Origin of the sequence: Poseidonibacter antarcticus, from assembly GCF_003667345.1 — a bacterium.
In the GTDB taxonomy this organism is placed as follows: domain Bacteria; phylum Campylobacterota; class Campylobacteria; order Campylobacterales; family Arcobacteraceae; genus Poseidonibacter; species Poseidonibacter antarcticus.
Genome location: NZ_RCWF01000001.1, coordinates 339,517 through 361,217, shown reverse-complemented (window position 1 = coordinate 361,217; position 21,701 = coordinate 339,517). Strand labels below are relative to the sequence as shown.

Here is a 21,701-nt window from a genome sequence, read left to right as displayed (position 1 = left end):
TAGATATTAAATTATCTACTTTAAAATTAATTTAATATCTTATGTAATTGATTTTTTATAATCACAGGAACAAAGAACATTGATACAATATATGAAATCAATGTTCCTCCAATTAAAGCAACCCCTAATCCACCAAATACTGCATCAGTAGCAAGTAATGAAGAAGCAAAAACCATTGTTAGAACTGTTAGTATAATTGGCTTAGAACGTGTTGCAGTAGCTTTTGCAATTGCTTGGTTTATACTTAAGTTTTTTTCTATAACTAATTGTTTTGAGAAGTCTATAATCAAAGTTGAATTTCTAGAATTTATTCCAATTAATCCAATAAATCCAATTAAAGAAGTGGCTGTTAAATAAAAAGTATCATTAGTCATCATATCCATAATAACATGAGCAAAAATAACTCCTACTATTGATATAAAACTTGAAAGAACAATTCCTCCTGATAGTGCAAAACTTTTATAATACATTACCATTAAAAAGAATATTAACACTAGTGCAATAATAAATGCACCACCTAAATCAATAAAAGTATCAATTGTTACTTTTAATTCTCCATCAAAAATCAAATCAAATTTTTCATTTGTATTTTTATCTATAAATGATAGGTTTAACATATTTGTTTTAGAAATTTTATAATCATTACTTAACTCATCAAACATTTGCTTTCTTGCATCAAGTAAAGGATATATCTGACTATCTTTGTCAGTTTCTGCAATAACATTTATCATCATTTTTAAATTTTTTGAAGTTAGTGTTGGCTCTTTTATTACTTCTTTAATTGTTATAAATGAAGCTATATTTATCATTAATCCTTGATTATTTACTACTTTTAAATTTTGAAGTTTGTTTTCTAAGCTTTCTTTACTTGAGTCTTCTAATAATCTTGAATCATCAAGTCTTAAAAATATAGGAATTTGGTTTTCAGCATTGTTTTCATTTACTACTGAAACTTCCATACCTTCATAGGCTAAATAAAGTATATTTTTTATTTGCTCTAGACTAACACCACTTTTTATAATTTTATTATTATCTAATTCTAATTGGTATTTTATATAATCCTTGTCTGCCATAATATCAATATCAACTAATGTACTTTGATCTTTTAATATTTTTGCAATTTTCTTTGAAAACTCCCTTCTACTTTCAAAAGTTTCTCCTCCATATATTTCTGCAACAATTGATGCAAGTACAGGAGGACCAGCTGGTAGTTCTATAAATTTAATATTTGCATCATATAAAGAACAGTTTTTTTGAATATTTTCTCTTATATTACTTATTAGATTGTAACTTGTAATATCACGTTCTTGGGCTTTTTTAATATTTACCATTATTTCTGCTTGTGATTGTTTATCTTTTAATGCACTTTGTTTAACTAATGCTGCAAAATCTAATGGTTGACCTTCACCTATAAATACTGAAATATTTGTTACTAGTTCATTTTTTTGAAGATTTTTTGAAATACATCTTGTAACTTCTTTTGTTTGAACTTTACTTGAACCATCTTTTAAATCTACATAAACAGAAAAAGTATTTGAGTCTTTACTAGGAAGCATTTTTGCTTTAATAATTTCAGTAGGAAACATAGCAATACTTAAAATAAATAAAACTAATGCAATTAAATAAACCAAAAGTGATTTAGAACGACTTTGTAGAATATTATAAATAAACTTTTCTAATTTCATTTTTTAGCCTTATAAATTTTTTTGATTAAATATGGTGTAAAAGCATAGGCAATAAAAAGCGACATTACAAGTGATATTGATACAAAAACTGGAAGAGGGTGCATAAATTGACCCATCATTCCACCAACAAAAAACATTGGCATAAAAGTCATAATAATAGCTAGTGTTGCTATATTTGTAGCATTTCCTATTTCATTTGTAGCATTTATAGAAACTATTGTAATATCTATATCTTTGTTTTCTTTTCTATGTCTATGTATATTTTCAATTACAATAATTGCTGCATCAACTAGCATTCCTAGAGATACTAAAAGTGCAAAAAGTGTAATTCTATTTATTGTTTCATTTAATAAAAAACCACAAAATAGTGTAAGCGATAAAATCATAGGAACAGCAAGAGAAACAATCATTGCTTCTTTGAATCCTAAAGTAAAAATAAGAAGTATGGCAATAATTACTATTGAAATAAGTAAATTTTGAACAAGTGAATTTACAGCTTCATTTGCAGTATATCCATCATCTCTTGTAATAAGAAAAGCAATATCTTTTTTTATTAAGTTTTCTTTTTGTGAATCCATATATTCAAATATTTTTTCATTTATACTTACAGAGTTTGAACCTTTTAATTTAGATACACTCATCGTTAATTGATTTATTTCTTCATAATTTCCAGCTTCATTTTTTTTATAAAGAAAAGCTTCTTTATTATTTTGAATATCGAAAGATCTTTGGACTTTTGCTATATCTTTTAAATAAATTGCAACATTATTATTGTATGAAACAATAATATTTTCTATATCTTTTGTATTTTCAATTGCTTCTTTTATTCCAAAAACTACTAAACTTTTATCTTTTGTATTTCCTTGTATATCAGGAATTTTTAAAGATAGTGATTGTACTTGTTTCATAACTTGTGCTAGTGAGAGATTATAAGCAGATATTTTATTTGGGTCTATTAAAATATTGTATTGTTCTTTTTTCTCACCTTTTAAATCAACTAAAGCAACATTATCAATTTTATTTATTTGCCGTGTGATTTTATTTACTTCTTTATATAATTGTGTTTGAGATATTAAATCTTTCCCATCTTTTTTCATAGAATAAAATGCAATTGTTGCAATAGGAATATCCGTATCAATATCCATTGTTTTTATAATAGGAGGCATTGCTCCTTTTGGCATTAAATCCATATTTCTCATAACTTGATCGTAAAGTTTTAGATTTGATTCTTCTTTATCCTCACCTATATAATATTGTGCTTGAACAATTCCTACTGAATCTTTAGCAAATGAGTAAATATGTTCAACACCTTTTATCTCTTTTATTTTCTTCTCTAATGGTTCAATAATTACTTTTTGTATCTCACTAGGAGTTGCACCTGGAAGTGCAACAATAACAGCACCACCACTTACTTTTATTTGTGGATTTTCTTCTCTTGGCATAAATACTAATGAGATATAACCTAAGATTAAAATAAATACGCCAAAGATAAGTGTTAAAGGGTGATTTATAAATGCAAGAGATAATTTTCCTGCTATATTTAAATTTTTATTATCTATGTTTTCCATTTTTATGCCTAATTTAAAGGTTTGATAAGTAATTTGGAATACATACCAGGATAAACTCTAGAATCTTTCTTATCAAATGAAATTTTTAAAATAAAAGAGTGAGTAACTGCATTTATATTTGGAATAATTGCTTCAATTTTTCCTATTGTTTTTAAATTGATTGAAGGAATTAATACATTAACTTCTTGGTTTATTTCTATTTTATTTAAATTACTTTCAGAAATATCTGTTTTTATTTTTAAACTTGAAAGATCAGTAAGAATAAGAGCTGGTGAACTTGGCATTGCCATTTCTCCTGCTTTTATAGATTTTTTTATAATAAGCCCATCATTTGGTGCTTTTATTTTTAAATAGTTATATTGAAAATTAACCTCTTTTAATTTTGCTTTTGCAATTGAAATCATATTTTTTGTATTTATAAGATTTAATTCTAATTGTTCAAGATCATATTTAGGAACTAAATCTTGTTTGTATAAACGCTTGAATCTATTATAATTTATTTGTATATTACTTAATTGATTTTCTAGCATTTTTGTATTTAAGATTGCTTCTTGTTTTTGTGAATCAATGCTTGAAGAATCAATTTCATAAAGTATTTGACCTTTCTTTACAAAAGAACCTTCACTTACATAAACATCTTTTATAAAGCCCATATTTCTACTTGTAATTACTTTTTCATTATCTGAAATTACAGAACCTGATAATTCAATATCATTTGCAAAAATATAAATTGATGTAATACAAATTAATAGTAAAGTTTTTATCATTTTGTTTCCTTTGTGTTAGTGCTATTTTGTATAAAAGAATCTCCAGCTATCAAAGTTATATTAGCAAGTACTAAAGATTTTTCATATTTAGCTAAAATTAATTCTGCTTGGCTATTTCTTAATTTTGCTTCTTGATCTAATAAATTAGTCATAGCAATTAGGTGATTTTTATACATTAGTTGCGATTGTTTATAAATTTCATTTGATAAATTAAGAGCTTCTTTTTTTTCTTTTAATATTTTCTCTTTTGATTTTAATTCTAATAGTGCTTTTTTTAATTCAAGTTTAGTAAAATCTTTTAATTTTTCATAGTTTAAAGAAGATTGTTGATATTGGATTTGACTTTTTTGTTTGTCTATATTTCTTGTATTATCAAAAAGTGTATATTTTAAACCAATCATTGCATTGTAATAATCCTTATCATCAGATAAGCTTAGTTTATTATCATTAAATCCATATTCTAAATGAGAATAAACTGTTGGGTAATATTTGGAGTTTGCAATATCAATATTCTTTTTTGTGATTTTTTTATTTAAACTTTGCATTTTTAAACTATTTTTATTTATTAATGCATTTTTATATAAAGTATTAAAGTCTAAGCTTTTTAGTTTTATATATTTTAGTTCTTTTACATCTGTAATTTTATCATTTGATGTTAGAAATTTCAGATATGCCAAGGCCGAGTCAAATTTATTTTGTGCATCAATATGCTTAGAATTTACATTTGATTCATAAACTTTTGCTTGCTTTACATCTATTTTTGTAACTAAACCTTCTTTATGAAAGGCATTTGCAGTTTTTTTTACATAAATAATAGACTCTTTTGCTTTTTTTGCTGCTTGTATAAACTCTTTTGCAACAACTGCTGCATTATATGCTTTTAAAACTTCGTATGATAATTGATCTTTATTTAGATTGTATTTTAATTCATATACTTTTTTTTTAAGTTTTAATACATCTTTTTGATTTGTTAATTCAAATCCAGTAAAGAGGGGTATATCATAATTTAATTTAGTATCAAAATTATTTCTATCTTTTGGATAGTTTAGATTTTCTGGTTGAATATATAAACTATTTGCTCCTGTATATTGTGCTGCTCCAAAATCATTAAAAGTTGCTTCTCTTGAAGATAGTTTTGAATTAAAAACATATCCTGCGTGATTTGTTCTATTTATTTGTTCTTCAAATGACAATTTCCCATATGAGACTGAGTCTACTTTATTTATATCTAGCTTAGATAAATCTATATCTAATTTTTGATTTTTTAAATCTTTACTATTTTTAAGAGTAAGGTCTAAAACTTCATTAAAATCTATAGTTTGTGAATAAGCTGATGAAATTATGAATAATGATAAGTATAACTTATACATGTTAATTAAGTTCCTAATATATTTTTAATAGAATTATACATTAATAAAGTAAAAAAGTAATTAGAAATATAATATCTAGTTATAAGTGTAAATTATACTCTGTTTTTATAATTTATAATAAAAAGGTTTAAATATGCCTATTAAAAGATATTAGATGTTTCAAATATTGTTGAAGTAATCAGAAGTAATAATTTATTATTTAAAGGATTGTGCGAGATTTCCAATTATTAGTGCCCATCCATCAATTACTATAAAAAATATAATTTTAATAGGTAATGATATCATTACAGGTGGTAGCATCATCATTCCAAGAGACATTAAAATAGATGCTACAATAATATCAATTACCAAAAATGGTAAGAATATTAGAAAACCTATTTCAAAAGCTGTTCTAAGCTCACTTACTATAAATGCAGGCATTAATAATGTCAAAGGTACGTCATCAATATTTTTAGGATTTGCTTCTTTTTTTATTCTATAAAATAGGGCAATATCTGATTCTCTTGTATTTTTTATCATAAACTCTTTAAAAGGTTTAATCCCACGTTCAAATGCAAGTTCATAACCAATCTTTTTTTCCATATATGGAGATACTCCATCTTCCCAAGATTTTTTGGCATATGGTTCCATAATAAAAATAGTTAATATCAAAGAAAGTGAAATAACAATTTGAGTGGGAGGAGTTGACTGTAAACCCATTGCTTGCCTAAGAAGAGAAAATACGATTACTATTCTTGTAAAAGAAGTTACCATTAAAATAAGAGTAGGGGCAAGAACAAAAAGAGTTAAAATAATAGCTATATTAATTGTTTTTACAAATTGTGCAGGATCATCTAATGCTGCAACAGAAAGATTTACAATAGGAGCTGTATCAGCAGCAAAGATGTGTACAGCAAAAAATAATAGAGTTAATAAAAATTTCAAAAAGAATCCTATGTAAAAATTAAAATAATAATATCAAAAAAACAATTAAGTCATGATTTTAAAAAGCAAATCAATCCTTACTTGTAATATATCCATCATCATAAAGTCTATCATAGATTTTACTTACAATATTACCAGCTGCAAGACCACCATGTCCTGAGTGTTCAACTAAAACAGTTATTACATACTGAGGATTTTTATATGGCGCATAAGTTGTAAGCCAAGCGTGTGAACGGTGAAAATATTTTAGTTCACTCTCTTTCATTCTTACTTTTTCTGATTGAGGGATACTAACAACTTGAGCTGTACCTGTTTTTGCAGCAATTGAAACTTTTGACTTAATATGTTTGCTTGCAGTCCCTTTTGGGTGATGAGCAACATCATACATACCTTTTCTTACAATATCTAAATATCTTTTTGGTATATCAAGCTCTTTTGGTTCTTCATAATTTGCTTTATAAAAATAAGGTTTAGGAAGTTTACCTGTTGCTATATAACCTGTATATCTAGCCATTTGCATTGGTGTTACAAGTGTATTACCCTGTCCAATAGCAGTAATAACTGTTTCTCCTACATACCAAGGTTGCTTGTATTTTTTTTGTTTCCAAGTTTTATTTGGATTAACCCCAAAAAATTCATTTACTTGATCAACACCAGTTTGTTGTCCAAATCCAAATTTATCTAAAGTTTTTGATATTTTATTTATACCAATTCTTAAACTTCCTTTATAGAAAAAGTCATCACAACTTTCTCTTATTGCTTTTCTAAAGTTAACTTTTCCATGACCATATCTTTTCCAACATCTAAAATTTCTATTTCCTATTCTAATTGACCCAGAACAATTTACAGTATAATTTTCTTCTACACCATTTTCTAAGAATGATAATGCAACACCCATTTTAATAACAGACCCAGCAGGATATAAACCATTTACAAGTTTGTTTGTAAATGGATGATTTAAATCATTTCTCATTACATTCCATTCTTTTACTGAAATTCCTGATGCAAAAATATTATTATCAAATTCGGGCATTGACGTAGCAGCTAGTAACTCTCCATTTTTAGCATTCATAACTACAACAGCACCACTACTATCACCAAATAATTCTTGAACATATTTTTGAAGTTCAATATCAATAGATATTTTAATACTGTTATCTATTGATGGTTCTTTTTCATCTAAGACTTCAATTTCTTTATTTAATGCATTTACTTTAATATCTTTGTAACCAAGTTTTCCTTGAAGTTTATCATTATAAAATTTTTCTAAACCATTTTTCCCTATTATTCCATTATGTGCAGATAAATCATTTTTTAATATATCTAATCTTGAAGCTTTTCCTACATATCCGATTACATGAGATGCTGCTTTTCTATAGGGATAAAATCTTTTTACAGCAGATTCTATTTTAATAGTATCTTTTGATGAAAAAAGTGTATATTTAGAGAAAAAATCTTGATATGGAATATAATCAACAATTTTTACAAAATCATGATTGTAAGGAGAATCTTTTCTCTTATAGATTTTTAATAGTTTTTCCTTTTCAAGATTTGGAAAATTTTCTACTATTAAATCAATTGCCTCATTAAGTTTTTCTCTATTTTTCTTCGATTTTAAATGAGGCTTAATTAAAACTGAAAACCCCATTTTATTTATGGCTAGTTTTTTACCATTTCTATCTTCAATTACACCTCTAACAGGAATTTTTTGAATTCTACTGATATAGTTTCTTTTAGATAACTCTTCGTAATAAGTATTTGATTTAATACTTAAAAAATATACTCTTGATAAAAGGGTAATCATGATTATAAAAATAAATAAAAATATGATGTTTAGTCTGTTTTTCAAATAAATACTCCAAAAAATATTAAATCTATTATAATATTAACAAATATTACAGTTATAAAATTATCTGACATTCCAATTGTCATAACCCAAATAAGGGAAAGACCTAAATAAAATATTAATATGTATATATATTCATTTAATGCCTTAAATGACATTATTCGATGAATACTTGGAATTATAAAAATATAAATAAATAGTGATAGCAATGTTAACGTTAAAGGTTTTAATCCTGAATTAATTTCTATAAACATAAATGTTAATATTACAAAAAGTAAAGAGTATAAATATTTTCTTTTAAGACATGTATAAAATGCTATAAAACATACTCCAGCTAACATAATTAATAAAAAATGAATTGAAGATATTGTATTAATCATAATAATAGTTAATAAAAGAGTAAATAGAAAAATAGGATTATCTAAATTGTTTCGAGTCATAATATTATAATACTTTTGATTAATTTATCGCGATTATATTATAAAAAATCTTATAGCTATATCAAGTTATATTTTGTTTTTGTTTGATAAATCATAAATAAATGAAAAAATCTCTGCCACAGCCTTATACATACCCCCAGGTATTTCTTTATCAATATCAATTTGTGATAAAAGTTCGATTAAATCCTCATCTTTTTTTATAGGGATATCATGTTCATTAGCAAGTTTTATTATATTTGAAGCTGTTTGCCCTTTCCCTTTAGCAATAACACTAGGTGCATTATCTTTTTTGATATCATATTTAAGTGCTACAGCTTTAGATATTGTATTATTTGTTTGTTTAGTATCTTTTCCATCCATATTATTAAGCTCTTATATCAATATTTGTTGTTATTTGATCAGAATATGGATTTACAAAAGCATCAGTTTTTTTATCAATATCAGTTTTTTCTTTGTCTTCTTTTAAATCAAGTAATTTAATATTTACAGGAATTAAATCAATATCATTAAGAGCTTTTTTTAAATTCTGAAGATTGTCTCTTACTGCTATTTTAAAATGTTCTCTTTGTGCATAAATTGTTAAATCTATTTTATTTGAATCATACATTGACATCATTAAATCAACTTTTCCAAAATCTTTTAATGTTAAGTTAATCTGGCAATAAAACTTTTCATCCTCAGATTTTTTCATATTTATACTTCCATCTTCTAGCATATCCCAAAAAAATGGTAAATAAACATAATTTGAATTTGATGTAAAAGAAGTTAATTGATGATATTCAATTTGAGTTAATAGTTTATCAACTTGTTTTAATATTTCTTGAGATTTTGGGTCTATTTTAGATGATATTTCATCTTGCATTTGTAATAAAATTGATTTTATATCATTTGAAATAGATAAGGGTTCATTTTTTAGACTACTTGGATTTAGTACTGCTTCTTTTATGATATTTTCTAACTTATCAATATTTTTTAAAATATTATTTTGTAAATCTACATTATTCTGTTTAGGTTCTAAATTTGAGATAGTGTCTTTTAAGGCTAAAACAAGAGAATTTAAATTTGTAGATAAATTGTTTGTAAATGTCGATAAATTACTAAAATTATTCAAGGAAGAACTTTTTACATCCATTGACTTTGTATCATGAGTAAATAAATCATTGGTTTTTAAGAGAGTTTCTATTACATTTAAAATATTTTTATTTTGTAAACTGGGATTTTGAGATAACTCATTTTTAATTTGATTTAATAAATCTTTTATTTGAGTATTAATTTGATCTTTTAAATTTGTATTTGTATTATTAGAGTTGTTTTCAATTTTCGATTCTACTAAATTGCCATCATTTATTATAGAATTTAATTGATTTTTTAAAGTTAATAAATTTGTAGTTTGAGTAGTACTTAAACTATTATTTAGATTTTGTAATGAAGTTGAAAGATTTTTTAAATTTATAGTTTGTTGTATTGAATCAGAACTTTGAAGAACTTTTTGTATTAATTCATTTATTTGTTTTGCTTGAGGAGTGTTTATATCTTTTACTAAGTCTTGAATTTGAGCTAATACTTTTTGTAAGTTTGTATTTAAGTTACTATTTTGATTATTACTTTGTGCAATTTTAGATTCTAAAAAAACTCCAGATTTAGATAACTGTTCTTTTAGGCTATTTGCATCTAAATTTTGTATATTTTTTGAAAAATTTTCAAGTAATGGTTTGAATTTTTGTAAATTTGAATCTTCATCAATATTTTTAATCATAGAAGAAAGAGAACTTGAAAATGAACCCAAGTTTTTAAATATAGGAGAATTTTTTAATATATTTTCTATAGTTGAATTAGATTTATTCCTTGTTTTAACATCATCAAATAAGTTTTTTAATATATCATTTACGCTTATAGACTTATTTTTTACCATTTGTTCCAAGGTAGAAGAGTCTGCTTGCTTTAATACATCTTTTAAAGCTTTATTATCATTTGGTAAGAGTATATTTAATAATGAATTATTTGATACTAACATTTAAAAGTATAACATAAAAATAGATTTACTGATTATATATATCAATTCATTTAGAGTTACGAATCATAAAAGAAAAATTAATAATATAATAATCTAAATAATTTTAAGAAGTATTTATTAAATCTTAGATATTATGTTTTTAAAATTGGAATTGGAGAATTTTATGAAAAAAATAATGATTTTATCTTCTTTGGGTTTATATTTACTAGCAAGTGGTGATTATGTACCTTTGAGTCAGTTACCTGATAATAAGAAAAAAGAGTATAATTTTGTAGAAAAAAATAAAACTACAAAAGAAATTGGGACAGAAAATAAGAAGAGTATTCATTATAATAATAAAGAAATAATTAAATTAGAAAATAATGAAAAGATTCTAAAAGAGTATAAAAGTAAAGAAATTATAAAAGATGAATTAAAATATAGTGAAAATTCTTTTACTAAAGACTTTTCAATAACTCCAAAACTTACTTATATGTATATAACTACAGATGTTAAAGGTTATAGTGATAAAACACATGAAATTGTGCCAGAAGTTTCTTTTGTATATAAAGATCATACTTTAAAAGTTGATTATTTTAATGTAAATGCAAATTTTGATAATGAAGCAAAACTTGATTCAAAATGGTATAGACTATCATATTTATATAAATATGATAATGTAAATATTGGATTTGCTTATAATGATTTACGAGAAAAATTATTATATTTAGACATAAATAAGAAAGGCAGTGCAAAATTTCCAACTTTAGAACTTCATTTAAAAAATACATTAAATAATTTAGTTCTTGAATATGGTGGCTTTTATGGAAAAGATTATAATAAGATTAAACATGCATATGAATACTATTTAAACTTGGGATATAAAATATTTGATAATGATAATTTAATATTTAATATAGGATATAAAAATAGAACAATAGAATCTGATGATGATCTAAAACTAGAATTTAAAGGGCCAACTATAGGAATCTCTACTACATTCTAACATAAAATATTACATTTTGTAATATTTTATCTACACTAAAAAAGTTTTAGATATAATAATCTTAATAAAAAAAGAGGTTTTAAATATGCAAAACATTCAAATCTGGCACAACCCACGATGCTCAAAATCAAGAAATGCACTTAATTTATTAGAAGAAAAAGGTATTGAAGCAAATGTGATAAAATATCTTAACAGTACTCCAAGTAAAGAAGAACTAAAAGAAGTTTTAAAAAAACTAGGAATTTCGGCAAAAGAATTATTAAGAACTGGTGAAGATATTTATAAAGAATTAAATCTTAAAGCTGAAAATGATGAAGAAAAAATCATTGATACAATGCTTTTACATCCTAAATTAATTGAAAGACCAATTATTATTAAAGGTGATAAAGCAGTAATAGCAAGACCAATTGAAAATTTAGAAGAATTACTTAAATGAATGAAGAAGTACATCAAAAACAGCTAAGAATACGATATATAAGAGTTTTAGAAAAATTCTTAACACGAACTATCTCATTATTAAAATTAGAAAATTTTAATTACGAGTTATTTAAAGTTAGAACTTTAAAAAATTATGAAGAATTAAAAAAAGCAAAATTTATTGAACTCTATTCTCCATATTATTCTTTAATTCAAGATTTCATAAATAAAACTATGATGTATGTAAATGAGCATAGTGATAGTTTTGAAAATGAAAGAAATACACTTTTAAAAGATGCAAATTTATTGCAAAAAGAAAAAAACAAAAATTCTTATACAAAAGACAAGCATAAAAATCAAAAATTTAATGATGAATACTAATGGCAAAAGAAGAAGAGTATAAAAGTTTCAAACTTACAGGAGTTATAAAGAAAGTTCTTTATACCAATGAAGAAACAAAATACGTAATTGCAGTTTTAGAAAATAATCAAAAAGTTTGTGGGGCGTATTTTGATACTGAAATTGAAAAAATTGTAGGTGAAGAAGTTGTATTAACGGGAAATTGGACAACACATAAAAAATATGGAGTTCAATTTGAATTTGATACTTTAGAACTTAAAGAAGCAGAAATATTCTTTTTCCTTACAAAAATTGTAAAAGGTATTGGTAAAAAATTCGCACATGAATTACTAGAAAAATATAAAGAAGAAGAGCTTGTAAAAATATTAAATGAAAACCCAGAAGAGTTATTAAAATTCAAAGGTATAAAAGAAAAGAAACTTAAAATGATTGTAAGTTCTTGGCAAAAATTCAAACATTTAAGGGAACTAGGTTCTTTTCTTGCAAAGTTTGGTGTAACTTCAAATTTAATTACAAGAATTTATTCATCTTTAGGTGAAATAGATAATTTAATAGAAAAAATCAAAGAAAATCCATATCTTTTAATTAATATAAAAGGAATAGGTTTTAAACGTGCTGATGAAATTGCAAAAGCATTAGGGATAGATCCTTTAAGTGAATTTAGAATTATGGCATGTCTAAATTATACATTAAAAGAGTATTGTGATAATAATGGAAACTCTTCAATTGATAAATTCCATTTATATAAATTATTAGATGATTCTTTAAGATTCAATGATAAAAATGCACTTTATGAAGAATGTCTTACTAAAATGCTAGTAGATGAAGAGATTTTTGTAACAAAAGAAAATCGTTATGCTCCTTCAATGCTTTATTATGCAGAAAAAAAAATATTGGATTTTTTCAATCGTCGTAAAAATGATTTAAATCGTAAGATTATTGCAGATTTTGATAATTATTTAGTTAAAAAACAATTAACTTTAGGATTTGAATTAAGTAGTGAGCAAAAAAAAGCAGTTGAATTGATAAATGATGGGCATAAAACACTTTTTTTAATTGGTTATGCAGGAACAGGTAAATCAACTTCAAGTAAAGCACTTCTTCAACTATTAGAAGAAGTAGTCTCTTATGATGACATTATTACAATTGCACTAAGTGGAATTGCCTCACAGCGAATTTCTGATACTACAGGATATAATAGTGCAACTATTCAATCATTATTAATGAAGCATAAAGAAAAAGATTTTTTCCCTTATAAAGTTATTTTGTTAGATGAAGCTTCAATGGTAAATTCTGTAACTTTTTATCAAATTATTTCAAAAATAGATGATGATACAGTTTTTATAATTGTGGGTGATGATGGACAATTACCTGCAATTGGTGCAGGAAATATTTTAGCTGATTCGATAAAACATGATTTAGCACCAATTTGTAAATTAACAAAAATTTATAGACAAAATGAAAATCAAGCAATAGCATTAATAGCAAATGATATAAGAAAAGGTGAAGTTCCTAAATATAATGAAGAATATGATGATTTTAAGTTTGTAAATGTTTCAATTTCAAACTATTATGCACAAAAAAATTCTAACTCATCAAATGAATTTGCTGATATTAGAGTTGAAAACTCTGAGTATATTTTGAATAATATATTAAATATTTCAGCTACTTATATACAAAAATATTTTGATTTAATAAAAGAAAAGAAGATAAATTCTGCATTAACATTATTCCAAGTAATTACACCTATGAAAGGTGGATTATTAGGTGTTGAAAATCTAAATATGCAATTACAAAAACTTTTTAATCATACAAAAGGAAAAGCTTATGCAACAAAACTTTATGAGTACAAAATTACAGATAAAGTAATACATATAAAAAATGAGAATATGAGAGCTCAAACTATGAGTATGTACAAAAATGGTTCTAGTGATTTTTTAGAAAAAAGAGTATTTAATGGTCAATTAGGGTTAATTATAAAACTTGATTTTGAAGAAAATAAATGTATTGTACTTTACCCAAATGATGATATGGTAGTATTCTATGATTTTGACAATGTTTCATCATTGTTATCACTTGCTTATTGTTTAACAATTCATAAAACACAAGGGATGGAGTATGAAAATGCTCTGATCCCTATGAGTTTTTCTCATTATATTATGCATAATACAAAGTTACTTTATACTGCTATTACAAGAGCAAAAAAAATGTGTTTTATTGTTGGTGAAGAAGAAGCTTTTGTAAGTGCATGTAAAAAATTAGAAATTACGATTAGGGAATCTGTAATAAATGATTTATTAAGTAAGCCAGACATTAAAAATAATCTTATAGATATTTAACTAAAATTCAAGCAAATTTTCAGTAGTATAAATAAAATTTTTATGAGGATTATATTTAATGATTACGTGGATGCAAAGACATAAAAGATGGCTTGTGATTACTATTTGGATTAGTACAATCGCGTTTGTAGGAGCAGGTTTTGTTGGCTGGGGTTCCTATGATTATGGAAAAGAAGGTGGAACAGTAGCAGTTGTTGGAGATAGAGAGGTTTCTATTGAAGAATATCAACAAGAATATTCAAATCTTTATGATCAATATGCAAGACTATTTGGAAAAACTTTCAATGAGGAAATGGCTAATAAATTAAACTTAAAAGATATTGCATATAAGCAAGTATTACAAAAGAATTTGATTTTAGCATATGCTGATACTTTAGGTTTAGATATTACAGATGAAGATATTGCAAAAGAATTATTAAAATATAATGCATTTTTAAAAGATGGAAAATTTGATAAACCTACATATATTCAAGTTTTATCACAAAATAGAACGACTCCTGTTAAATTTGAAGATTCACTAAAAAGAAATATATTATTACAAAAAGTTCAATCATTATTTGATGTTCAACCAAATAGCGTTGAAGTTAAAAATTTAAATAAGTTATTATTTTTAAAAGATGATATTACTTATAAAATTTTAAAAACAAAAGATATTACTGTATCTCCTAGCGATGAAGAGATAAAAAAATATTGGGAATCAAATAAAAATGCTTATATGTCAGAAATTTCTTATCTTATTGAAACAAGTGAAGTTCCTGTAATTTCAGCTAATTCAAAAGAAGAAGAGATAAAAAAACATTATGATAGATTTAAAACTGATTATAAAAAAGTTGATGGAAAAATTAAATCATTTGATGAAGCAAAAGATGAAATTGTAAGAGAACTTAATGCTAAATTTACAAAAAAAGAAGCTTTAAAAAAATACTTAAAAATAAAAAAAGCTGAAGAAAAATTATCAGCATCAACTTTACTAGATCAAAGTAAACTTCCTTTTAGCGTAGAAAATAATGAAAAAATCATATCTTCAAAAGAAGGTGATTTAATTAAACCTTTTTTAGAAAAAGATAAATATATTATTGTTAAAGTTATAAGTAAGAATGAAGCTAAACCTCTTTCTTTTAATAAAGCATTACCAGCTGTAAAAATAGCCTATGAAAAAGTTGCAAAAACTAAAAAACTTAATGAAGTTGCAAAAAAAGAGTTAGAAAACTTTATGGGTATTGAAGCTAAAAATGTAACAAGAGAATCAATTGATAAAATTTTGGGTTTACAAGAACAAGAAGCTGCAAGTTTTCTAAATCAGTTATTTTCAGTAACTAAAAAATCTGGAATTATTGAATTAAATGATAAAGTTGTTTTATACAGAATTAATGCTTCTAAATTAGGAACTTATGATAAAACGAGAGATGAATCAGTAAAAAGTACACTTATTCAATTAGAAAGTGAAGAATTAATGAATAATCTTGTAAAAAGATTAGAAAATACTTTTGAAATTAAATCATCTATTGAAGTAAAGGAGTAAAAATTGAATAATACTCTTTTAGCAATTGATATTGGTTCATCTACAATAACAGCTGTTATAGCTAAACATGATTTAGAATCAAATATTAATATCCTTGGTACTGGTTTACAAAAGAGTGAGGGTGTTAATAAGGGTATAATTATAAATATTGAAGAGGCTTCTAAAGCTATAAAAGATGCAATTAATATAGCAAAAAGAAGTACAACAGAAGTTATAGAAACTTGTGTTGTTTCTATTTCAGGTAGTTATACTAAAAGTATAAGAAGTTCAGGTTCTGTTAATGTCCCTAATGGATTAATTACAGAAACTGAGATTAATCAAGTAATGCAAATGGCACTTTATAATGCAACTATTGTTCCAGAATATGAAGTTGTACATGTAGTTCCAATTTTCTTTAAAGTTGATGATTCTGTTGATGTTGACAATCCTCTTAACATGAATGGTTCTAGACTTGAAGTTTCTGTATATATTGTAACTGCTAAAAGAACAGCCCTTACAAATATAAAATCAGCTCTTAAAATATCAGGTGTTGATATTACTAGATTTGTATTAGATGGTTATGCTTCTGCTATTTCAATTTTAGATGATCAACAAAAGAAATTTGGAGCAACAGTAATTAATATTGGTTCTTCTACAACTGAATTTGTATCTTATAAAGGGAATTCATTAATTTATAATGGTTTTATTCCTGTTGGCTCTAATCATATTACAAATGATCTATCTGTTATGCTACATACACCTCCAGCAGCTGCTGAGAAAATTAAAACAGAATATGGTTCTCTAACAAAAAATTATTCATCTGGAAATGAATTAGGTGTTAGAAAAGTAAAAATTCCAAGAATTGGAGATGAAGAAACTTATTCTGAAATCGCCTTAGATCATATTCAAACTATTATACATGCGCGAATTGAAGAAATACTAATATTAGTAAAAAATAAGTTAAAAAAAAGTGGTATTTTAGATAATGTTGGTTCAGGTATTGTAATAACAGGTGGGATGAGTAATTTAGAAGGTATAAAAGTTTTAGCAGATAAAATCTTTGATGGTATACCTATTGCTATATCAAATCCAAAGAATATTGAAAATGGATATATGAGTTTTGATGATGCAAAAATGTCAACTATTGTTGGGTTATTAGTGTATTCATTAGGAATTAACAGAAGTTATGAATTAGATTCAAGTAAAAAATTAATGAAACCAGTCAAAAAGCAACAGGCTATTGTTGAAGAAAAGGCAATAAACAACAGTTCAATTAATACTAAATCTGCATCTTTTAATGATAAATCAGATTTAAACTTAAAAGATGACCCAACAATTTTAACACCGTTAAGAAAAGATAAGAAAACGGGTGTTTCGAAATTTTGGAGTAAAATATCGGAGTGGTTTTAATGGATAATTTATTTAAAGTGGATGATATAAAAGTGGATATGCCTAATAAAGTTAAATCAGATAACGTAGCTAAAATTGCAGTAATTGGTGTTGGTGGTGGTGGTTGTAATATGATTAACCACATGATTAAAGAAGGTTCTCATAAAATTGATTTAATCGCAGCTAATACTGATTTACAAGTGCTTCATATTTCAAAAGCACCAAGAAAAATCCAATTAGGGGCAAAGCTTACTAAGGGATTAGGTGCTGGAATGAAACCAGAAATTGGTAGAGATTCTGCAGTTGAATCTTATGAAGAAATCAAATCAGCTCTTCAAGGTGCTGATATTATCTTTATTGCTGCTGGACTTGGAGGTGGTACGGGTACGGGTGCTGCTGCTATTATTGCAAAAGCTGCAAAAGAAATTGGAGCTTTAACAGTTTCTGTTGTTACTAAACCATTTACTTGGGAAGGTAAAAAAAGAGCAGGGCTTGCAAACCTAGGTTTAGAAGAGCTTAAAAAAGTATCAGATTCAATTATAGTTGTACCTAATGATAGATTATTAGAGATTATTGATGAAAATGTTGGTATGAAAGATGCCTTTAAAATTATTGATAATATTTTATTCCAAGCAGTTAATGGAATGTCAGAGGTTATTTTAAATCCTGGTAATTCAGATATTAATACGGATTTTGCTGATGTTAAAACTATTATGCAACATCGTGGTATGGCATTAATGGGAATTGGTAAAGCAAAAGGTGAAAATGCTGCTCAAAAAGCTTTAGAAGATGCTATTGATTCTCCTTTACTTGATAAAGTATCTTTAAATGGTGCAAAAGGTATTTTAATACATTTTAATATTCATCCTCAAGTATCCTTATTTGCAATTAATGATGTAATGGGAACTATAAATGATAGAATGGATTCTAATGCTGAAATAATATTTGGTACAACATCTGATGCAACTTTAGAAACAGATGAAGTTAAAATAACTATTGTAGCAACTGGATTTGAATCTAAAAATGATGAATATGAAGAACCAAGTGAAAATGCTGAAGAAGGTACTCATAATGCTATTTCTACTGATGATCACAATTATTTAGATATTCCACCTTTAATGAGAGATTATATAGTTCAATATCAATTTTAAAGAAAAAGTGAAGAATTAATTTTCTTCATTTTTCTCTATAACAACAATATCAAAAGATGTTTGTTGTACTACTAATGCTTTTGTATCTGGAACTACTGCCAAATTGTTTATATTTTTAATCTTTGTTTTATATGTATGAATTTCTTCTTCTAATAAGCTTATTTTTTTATTTAATTGTAAAATCATATCAACACCAGCTAAATTAACTCCAAGTGTTCTTGTTAATGTTAAAACGTATTTTATATGATCTATATCTTTTTGTGAATAAAGTCTTATTTTTCCATTTGTACGAGAAGGTTTAATCAAACCTTCTCTTTCATATTGCCTTAATGTTTGTGGATGAATATCTAAAATCTCAGATACCGCTGAGATTAAAAATACTGGTTCAATATAACTATTTGTTTCCATTATTCAATCCTTTTAATTTTCCGGAAGTTTCTCTTCTAATATTTTTACTAAGTCTTCATCTAAATCTTCAATTTTAGGCAATATGATATTTGCTTTTAAGTATAAATCACCTTTTACTCCTGCTTTTCTATTTAAAACACCAAGTTCTTTAACTCTAAATTTTTGGTTTTCTTTTGTATTTTTTGGAACTTTTAATGTTATATCTTTATGAATTGTTTTAATCTCTACTTTTCCACCAAATAAAGCTGTTTTTAAAGGTATATCAAAAGTTTTAGTTAATGTATCTTCATCTCTTTCATATTCAGGGCTAGGAGCAACATTAATTTTTAAAATTAAATCACCTCTTTGTCCTTGGTATGATTTTCCTTTTCCTTTTGCTCTGATTTTTTGACCATCTTTAATTCCTTCTGGAATTTTAATATCAAAAGAATCATTATTTATAGAAATATGTTGTTTTCCACCTAGAACTGATACATCAAAAGCAATAGTAATTTGTGCATTTGTATCTAAATCAGGTTCATTAAAACCACTAAATCCACCTTGTTGTGAGAATCCTCCACTAGCAAAGCCACCGCCACCGCCACCAAACATTTGTCTTAGCATTTCATCTAAATCAACATTTTGTCCCTGTCCTTGTGCAAAATCATGGAAATTTTGACCTCCAAACATTGAGTCCCCATGTTGGTCATATTGTAATTTTTTTTCCTTATCACTCAATACTTCATAAGCTGCATTAATTTCTTTGAATTTATCCTCAGCTTTTGGATCTTTATTAACATCTGGGTGAAATTTTCTTGCTAATTTTCTATATGCTTTTTTAATTTCATCTGCAGTTGCATTTTCATTTACTTCTAGTGTTTCATATAAACTTTTTGCCATTGTCTTTCCTATAAAATTATATTATTTTTTTTGTACTAATTATACCCAAAACTTGAGTCTAAGTCAATCAAGGTTTAAAACAATTTTAGCAATTATAGTACTTAATTGATAATTTTAATCAAAAACTTTAGTGTTTAAGCCTTATTTGTTAAGTATTTAGTTAGGATTTTAGCAATTAAAACAAATGGATAATTACAATGTTTGGAAAAGATGAATGGACACAACAAGAGTTATATAGATATTCAAAACAATTACAAAAAGAGAATATTTCTGTACTTTTAGTTGATACTATATTAAAACCATTAGATAGGATTGAAACAATTACCTATAATCCTTTTGAAATGAATTTAATGCCTAAAGGTACTGTTTTTGTATTTTATTGTGACACAGGGAAAACTACAAAAGAGAGATTAGAATTTTATAAAAAGAAATTCCCTGATTATAAATGTATTAGCTTAAGAGGTGGAAGAGGATATTGGCGTCCTAATTACCAACTATTTGAAAAATCGGATAAAAATGACTAAGCAAAAAGAGTATGAATATATAATTATTGGAGCAGGGGTTGCAGGTTGTAGTACAGCATATTTTTTAAGTAAATATTCGAAATCAATTTTACTTATTGATAAAAATGAAAATGTTTCAGCAGGAGCTAGTGGTGCAGCTGGTGCTTTTTTATCTCCATTGTTAGGTAAGCCTAATAAATTTAAAGATTTAATAAGTACTGCTTTAAGATTTTCTACTTCATTTTACAAAGAATTAAATACTGAGTCATTTAAAAATGAGGGTGTATGTAGAATTCCTAAAAATGATGATTATAGAGAAAAATTTGAATCATATAAACCTTTTATGGATTTTGAATACAAAATTTTAGAAGATGGTTATTTTTTTGAAGTTGGTTCTTGGGTAAATCCTTCTGAAATTTGTGATTTATTAACACAAAAAATTAACAAAAAGTTAAATTATAATATTGATTCAATAAAAAGAAAAGATAATATCTGGATTTTAAATGATGAAATAAAAACAAAAAATCTTATACTTTGTACTGGAGCTAACACAAAACTTATAAAAGAAAAATATTTTGATATAAGAGCTGTTTGGGGTCAAAAAATAGATGTTTTAACAAGTACAAATGTAAAATTCAATTATCATAAAGAGTGTTCAGTATCAAAAGCTGTAAAAACACAAAAAGATAATATTTATAAAGTATTTATTGGTGCCACTCATCATAGATTTGATTCAAAAGAGGCTTATACGCAAGATATAATCAATGAGGATTCTTTAAAATTAATTGATTTAGCAAATGATATTATAAAACTAAAAGATGTAAATATTATTGATATAAAACTTGGTGCAAGAGCTTCTAGTACTGATTATTTTCCAATGGTAGGAAGTTTAATTGATTCAAAAAAGAGTTTTGAAAAATTCCCACATTTAATTAATGGAACACATATAAAAGATGATATGTTAGAAAAAATAGAAAATCTTTATGTAATAAATGGAGTTGGAGGAAGAGGTTTTGTTTTATCACCATATCTTGCTAATGAGCTAGTAGAAAACATTATAAATAATAAGAAGATTGCTGAAACAATAACAACATGTCGCTTATTTAAAAGATGGGCTAAAAAACAAAAAAATAAATAATAGAAGTAATAGGAATA

Annotated in this window: 20 protein-coding genes; 9 read left to right on the top strand and 11 right to left on the bottom strand. The window is 25.3% G+C overall.

The genetic code is table 11. From position 1 onward, the window contains the following. Window positions 1–26: 26 nt before the first annotated feature. The 9 genes from D9T19_RS14715 to D9T19_RS01715 all read right to left on the bottom strand — a co-directional run bounded on the left by D9T19_RS14715 (window position 27) and on the right by D9T19_RS01715 (window position 10,614). Entirely contained in the window at window positions 27–1,685 is a 1,659-nt protein-coding gene (locus D9T19_RS14715) for an efflux RND transporter permease subunit (protein ID WP_121626474.1), read from the bottom strand. Then, a complete protein-coding gene (locus D9T19_RS14710; protein WP_121626473.1) occupies window positions 1,682–3,253 on the bottom strand; it encodes an efflux RND transporter permease subunit in 1,572 nt (523 codons plus the stop codon). The genes D9T19_RS14715 and D9T19_RS14710 overlap by 4 nt, the downstream gene beginning before the upstream one ends. Before the next feature lie 8 nt (window positions 3,254–3,261). After that, window positions 3,262–4,017, bottom strand: a complete 756-nt coding sequence (locus D9T19_RS01745; protein ID WP_121626663.1) for an efflux RND transporter periplasmic adaptor subunit — start codon at window positions 4,015–4,017, stop codon at window positions 3,262–3,264. Beyond that, window positions 4,017–5,390: a TolC family protein gene (locus D9T19_RS01740; protein WP_121626472.1), complete on the bottom strand. Its 1,374-nt coding sequence runs from the start codon at window positions 5,388–5,390 to the stop codon at window positions 4,017–4,019. The genes D9T19_RS01745 and D9T19_RS01740 overlap by 1 nt, the downstream gene beginning before the upstream one ends. 195 nt (window positions 5,391–5,585) lie before the next feature. After that, window positions 5,586–6,314: a flagellar type III secretion system pore protein FliP gene (gene fliP / locus D9T19_RS01735; protein WP_121626471.1), complete on the bottom strand. Its 729-nt coding sequence runs from the start codon at window positions 6,312–6,314 to the stop codon at window positions 5,586–5,588. 70 nt (window positions 6,315–6,384) lie between these two features. Further along, entirely contained in the window at window positions 6,385–8,163 is a 1,779-nt protein-coding gene (mrdA, locus tag D9T19_RS01730) for a penicillin-binding protein 2 (protein WP_121626470.1), read from the bottom strand. Further along, entirely contained in the window at window positions 8,160–8,600 is a 441-nt protein-coding gene (locus D9T19_RS01725; protein ID WP_121626469.1) for a hypothetical protein, read from the bottom strand. The genes mrdA and D9T19_RS01725 overlap by 4 nt, the downstream gene beginning before the upstream one ends. Window positions 8,601–8,666: 66 nt before the next feature. After that, window positions 8,667–8,960, bottom strand: a complete 294-nt coding sequence (locus D9T19_RS01720; protein WP_121626468.1) for an EscU/YscU/HrcU family type III secretion system export apparatus switch protein — start codon at window positions 8,958–8,960, stop codon at window positions 8,667–8,669. Between the two features lie 4 nt (window positions 8,961–8,964). Beyond that, window positions 8,965–10,614, bottom strand: a complete 1,650-nt coding sequence (locus tag D9T19_RS01715; RefSeq protein ID WP_121626467.1) for a flagellar hook-length control protein FliK — start codon at window positions 10,612–10,614, stop codon at window positions 8,965–8,967. Window positions 10,615–10,777: 163 nt separating this feature from the next. On the opposite strand from D9T19_RS01715, the gene D9T19_RS01710 reads away from it, so the two are divergent. From D9T19_RS01710 to ftsZ, 7 genes are all read left to right on the top strand, one after another. Then, the gene (locus D9T19_RS01710) at window positions 10,778–11,599 is read left to right on the top strand and encodes a hypothetical protein (protein ID WP_121626466.1); all 822 of its coding nucleotides are present in this window, start codon (window positions 10,778–10,780) and stop codon (window positions 11,597–11,599) included. A gap of 85 nt (window positions 11,600–11,684) precedes the next feature. After that, complete coding sequence (arsC, locus tag D9T19_RS01705; RefSeq protein WP_121626465.1) at window positions 11,685–12,035, top strand: arsenate reductase (glutaredoxin); 351 nt, start codon at window positions 11,685–11,687, stop codon at window positions 12,033–12,035. Then, window positions 12,032–12,397 carry a hypothetical protein gene (locus D9T19_RS01700; RefSeq protein ID WP_121626464.1) on the top strand — a complete coding sequence of 122 codons (366 nt, stop codon included), beginning with the start codon at window positions 12,032–12,034 and terminating at the stop codon, window positions 12,395–12,397. The genes arsC and D9T19_RS01700 overlap by 4 nt, the downstream gene beginning before the upstream one ends. Further along, complete coding sequence (locus tag D9T19_RS01695) at window positions 12,397–14,715, top strand: AAA family ATPase (RefSeq protein ID WP_121626463.1); 2,319 nt, start codon at window positions 12,397–12,399, stop codon at window positions 14,713–14,715. The genes D9T19_RS01700 and D9T19_RS01695 overlap by 1 nt, the downstream gene beginning before the upstream one ends. 58 nt (window positions 14,716–14,773) lie before the next feature. Beyond that, on the top strand, window positions 14,774–16,237 hold the full coding sequence (locus D9T19_RS01690) for a peptidylprolyl isomerase (protein ID WP_121626462.1): 1,464 nt from the start codon (window positions 14,774–14,776) through the stop codon (window positions 16,235–16,237). A gap of 3 nt (window positions 16,238–16,240) precedes the next feature. Beyond that, window positions 16,241–17,626 (top strand): cell division protein FtsA, encoded by a 1,386-nt coding sequence (gene ftsA / locus D9T19_RS01685; RefSeq protein WP_121626461.1) that lies wholly within the window; start codon window positions 16,241–16,243, stop codon window positions 17,624–17,626. Beyond that, a complete protein-coding gene (gene ftsZ, locus D9T19_RS01680; RefSeq protein WP_121626460.1) occupies window positions 17,626–18,756 on the top strand; it encodes a cell division protein FtsZ in 1,131 nt (376 codons plus the stop codon). The genes ftsA and ftsZ overlap by 1 nt, the downstream gene beginning before the upstream one ends. A gap of 15 nt (window positions 18,757–18,771) precedes the next feature. Here the strand turns inward: ftsZ and D9T19_RS01675 are convergent, their stop codons facing one another. Beyond that, window positions 18,772–19,164 (bottom strand): heat shock protein transcriptional repressor HspR, encoded by a 393-nt coding sequence (locus tag D9T19_RS01675; protein WP_121626459.1) that lies wholly within the window; start codon window positions 19,162–19,164, stop codon window positions 18,772–18,774. Between the two features lie 12 nt (window positions 19,165–19,176). Beyond that, window positions 19,177–20,043 (bottom strand): DnaJ C-terminal domain-containing protein, encoded by an 867-nt coding sequence (locus D9T19_RS01670; protein WP_121626458.1) that lies wholly within the window; start codon window positions 20,041–20,043, stop codon window positions 19,177–19,179. A gap of 197 nt (window positions 20,044–20,240) precedes the next feature. Here D9T19_RS01670 and D9T19_RS01665 point away from each other — a divergent pair, with 197 nt between their 5' ends. Both D9T19_RS01665 and D9T19_RS01660 read left to right on the top strand, forming a co-directional pair. Then, window positions 20,241–20,567, top strand: coding sequence for a hypothetical protein (locus tag D9T19_RS01665; RefSeq protein WP_121626457.1), 327 nt, complete (start codon window positions 20,241–20,243; stop codon window positions 20,565–20,567). Then, the gene (locus tag D9T19_RS01660) at window positions 20,560–21,684 is read left to right on the top strand and encodes an FAD-dependent oxidoreductase (RefSeq protein WP_121626456.1); all 1,125 of its coding nucleotides are present in this window, start codon (window positions 20,560–20,562) and stop codon (window positions 21,682–21,684) included. Before D9T19_RS01665 ends, D9T19_RS01660 begins: the two co-directional genes overlap by 8 nt. The last annotated feature ends 17 nt before the right edge of the window (window positions 21,685–21,701 follow it).

Coding starts and splice junctions, on each gene's coding strand:
- D9T19_RS01700 (WP_121626464.1), top strand. CDS start 12,032: ATGAATGAAGAAGTACATCAAAAACAGCTAAGAATACGATATATAAGA.
- D9T19_RS01670 (WP_121626458.1), bottom strand. CDS start 20,043: ATGGCAAAAAGTTTATATGAAACACTAGAAGTAAATGAAAATGCAACT.
- D9T19_RS01740 (WP_121626472.1), bottom strand. CDS start 5,390: ATGTATAAGTTATACTTATCATTATTCATAATTTCATCAGCTTATTCA.
- D9T19_RS14710 (WP_121626473.1), bottom strand. CDS start 3,253: ATGGAAAACATAGATAATAAAAATTTAAATATAGCAGGAAAATTATCT.
- D9T19_RS01715 (WP_121626467.1), bottom strand. CDS start 10,614: ATGTTAGTATCAAATAATTCATTATTAAATATACTCTTACCAAATGAT.
- arsC (WP_121626465.1), top strand. CDS start 11,685: ATGCAAAACATTCAAATCTGGCACAACCCACGATGCTCAAAATCAAGA.
- D9T19_RS01725 (WP_121626469.1), bottom strand. CDS start 8,600: ATGACTCGAAACAATTTAGATAATCCTATTTTTCTATTTACTCTTTTA.
- ftsZ (WP_121626460.1), top strand. CDS start 17,626: ATGGATAATTTATTTAAAGTGGATGATATAAAAGTGGATATGCCTAAT.
- D9T19_RS01665 (WP_121626457.1), top strand. CDS start 20,241: ATGTTTGGAAAAGATGAATGGACACAACAAGAGTTATATAGATATTCA.
- D9T19_RS01690 (WP_121626462.1), top strand. CDS start 14,774: ATGATTACGTGGATGCAAAGACATAAAAGATGGCTTGTGATTACTATT.
- D9T19_RS14715 (WP_121626474.1), bottom strand. CDS start 1,685: ATGAAATTAGAAAAGTTTATTTATAATATTCTACAAAGTCGTTCTAAA.
- D9T19_RS01695 (WP_121626463.1), top strand. CDS start 12,397: ATGGCAAAAGAAGAAGAGTATAAAAGTTTCAAACTTACAGGAGTTATA.
- D9T19_RS01720 (WP_121626468.1), bottom strand. CDS start 8,960: ATGGATGGAAAAGATACTAAACAAACAAATAATACAATATCTAAAGCT.
- D9T19_RS01710 (WP_121626466.1), top strand. CDS start 10,778: ATGAAAAAAATAATGATTTTATCTTCTTTGGGTTTATATTTACTAGCA.
- D9T19_RS01675 (WP_121626459.1), bottom strand. CDS start 19,164: ATGGAAACAAATAGTTATATTGAACCAGTATTTTTAATCTCAGCGGTA.
- D9T19_RS01660 (WP_121626456.1), top strand. CDS start 20,560: ATGACTAAGCAAAAAGAGTATGAATATATAATTATTGGAGCAGGGGTT.